The organism is Cytophagia bacterium CHB2 (assembly GCA_030263535.1).
Classification (GTDB): domain Bacteria; phylum Zhuqueibacterota; class Zhuqueibacteria; order Zhuqueibacterales; family Zhuqueibacteraceae; genus Coneutiohabitans.
The window spans coordinates 1-2,730 of the sequence record SZPB01000565.1 but is presented as its reverse complement, the minus strand read 5'-3'; the positions used below and the strand labels follow the sequence as shown (position 1 = coordinate 2,730).

Here is a 2,730-nt window from a genome sequence, read left to right as displayed (position 1 = left end):
AGGCGCGAGCAGGACGCGTCGTAGTGTGCTTTTGATCGTTAAGACTTGTTAGAACTTTTGCCAATCATCGACAGCATATTTTTTAAGCGCGAGCTAACGTTTTGTTGGCCGGCGATGCTCTCCGCGCAATTCGCATTTTATGATTCCCTCAATGGCCTCTATTGGTCGCAAGTCGAACCCCCCAGTGGCGAACAATTTCAATACAGTCAACTCGTGCGTGAAGGCTTGGGCTACATGATTGGTTCCTCAGGCCATTTTTATGAGTATGATGATTCGCGTCCACAACCCTGGCGGCGCTTGCCGCTGCCGGAACCGAATGCGCCCGTGAAGTATTTCGCAGTTGCTTCGGATGATATCTGGGCGGTCTTCGCTGTTCCGGAAATCTTTAAGGAAGTTTTGTATCGTTGGGACGGCCAAAACTGGTCGCCGGCGTTCTCGCGCAACGTCTCAAACATACGCGATCTTTATTTTGTCTCGCCTGAGGAAGGCTGGCTGGCCGGCAGCTATGGCGAACTATGGCATTACCACCGCGGTCAATGGGAAAAGGAAAAAATCCCCACGTTCATTCATGTCAATCGCTTTGAACTCTCGCCGGACGGCCTCCTTTACGCCGCATGCGAAGCGCCGGGCCAGGCTGCTTTGCTCAAACGCGCACAAGGGGAGTGGCAAATGGTATCCTCGAATTTTGCCACCGATTTTGCGGTCATGGCTTTTACTCCTTCAAAGCGCCTGTTGTTGGGGAATTATAACCTTTCTGCCGCGCGCATGCGTTTCGACAACCTGGAGGCCTGGCAGGTGCCGATGAAAAGCATACAGTTTTTGCCGGACTTCGGTTACGGCGTCGATCTCTCGACGATTTATGCCTTTCAAGACACCGCGTTCACGCCGATCGTGCAGGCGCCGGTGCAGTTATCCGAAGTGCGGCTGTTCTCCAAAAGCTTCTCCTGGATTTTGGGCTCCGAGGGCATGATTCTCATGCCGCGTCCGCGCCCGGCTACTGCTTTTACCAAACCGATATCCGAACAGACGTTTGCGGCCGAAGTCGCGCCTCTCTCACGGGTCTACGGGCTTGCACTCTTGCCGGATAAATCCGCCAAATCAAAACGCGTATATTGCATTGCCACGGAAAATCGTAATGTGGTGTATGATTTTTTTCAAGATCAGAAAAATTTTGAGAAGCGCTTTTTTGATTTTGCCCCGGGCTTGAATTTGGCCGGCTCGGCTGCCTACGCCGATCGCTTTTCGGAGCACGGCCACACGTTTGCCAACTATGATCATGGTATCACCACGGGCGATTTGAACGGCGACGGCCGCGAGGATATTATCGTCACCAGCATGTACGGCTACCCCGCTGTTTATTTTGACAGCGGACATGATTATTACTTCGAGGCAACCGCTTATTCCGGCTTGAAAAAATGGGGCGATGTCCGGCAGCGGCCGATGCTGGCAAATTTATTCGATGCGGATCACGACGGCGATCTCGATTTGTTCATCGCCTGCCAATATCGCAGCAACGCGTTCTTCATCAATGATGGCCGCGGCCGCTTTACCGAAGTCACGCGCGAGGCGAATTTGATCACCGAGGGCGGCGGCATCGGCGCCTATGTTGCAGATTTCGATAGCGACGGCTGGGAAGACATTTACGTCACCTGCGCCAATCGCGGCAATCTGCTCTATCGCAATTTGGGTTCGCAGTCGGCCGATGGTTTGCCGCGCTTTCATGACGTAACCGGCGAAAGCGGCGCGGCTTGCTCGCCGGAGTCAAAACAATCTCAAGGCGCGGCGCTGGCGGATTATGACAATGACGGGGATATCGATATTTTCGTCTGTAATCTTGTGGAGAGCAATGCGCTTTTGCAAAATGACGGAGCCGGCCGTTTTCGCGACGTGACGCGGCCGGCGGGTTTGGCAGACAACGATCAAAGCATGGGCGCCGTGTTTTTTGATTTTGATCTTGACGGCCATCTCGACTTGTTCGTGTCGAATATCGGCGCGAACCGGCTTTACAAGAACGACGGCAAGGGCGGCTTTATCGAGTGCAGCAAGTATCTCGGCAATTTCAGAGGCGCGGCGAACTTGATGGAAGGCAGCAGGCGCTTGGGCGGTTACAGCACCGGCACGCTGGCTACGGATGTCGATGCTGACGGCGATTTCGATCTCATTGTGAGTAATTACGACGTGAATCTGGTCACCTACCGCAACGATATTCTCCGTTCCGGCGCGAGCCTCCAGATTATCCCTCAGGGAATTCTCAGCAATCGTTCTGCGGTCGGCGCCAAAGTTTTGCTTTATGAAAGCGACTCCCTGCGCGCTTCAAGCAAATTGGTGGGCATGCGTTTGATTGAGTCCGCGAATGGTTATGGCTGCAGCCCGGAAAAAATTGCGCATTTCACCGTCAGCCCGATGCACTCTTATCAAGCAAAAGTTATATTTCCGTCGGGCATTGTACATGATATATACGGCTTGCGCAGCGGCGAGCGCCGCGTCGTTGTAGAAGTCGAGGGTTGGGCCGGCAGCATCATGAAAGCGCGGCGCGCATTGGCGGATTTGTTTTTGGGGTATCGCAGCCGCGAACGTTATCTGGTGTTGCTGCTCGGAGCGCTGCTCTTTCTGGCATTGCTGTTTTTCGGCAAAATATTTTTGGGCGTCGCAGTGCATGATCGCCCCCGGCTTGCCGCAGTTTATGGCGTGAGCTTTTGGGCATGTCTCATGCTCCGGTTTGCCCAAAGC

At 53.8% G+C, this 2,730-nt stretch carries 1 protein-coding gene; it reads left to right on the top strand.

The features are described 5' to 3' along the window. Positions 1–57: 57 nt before the first annotated feature. On the top strand, positions 58–2,730 hold a 2,673-nt coding region (locus FBQ85_28950), incomplete at its 3' end, for a VCBS repeat-containing protein (protein ID MDL1879163.1).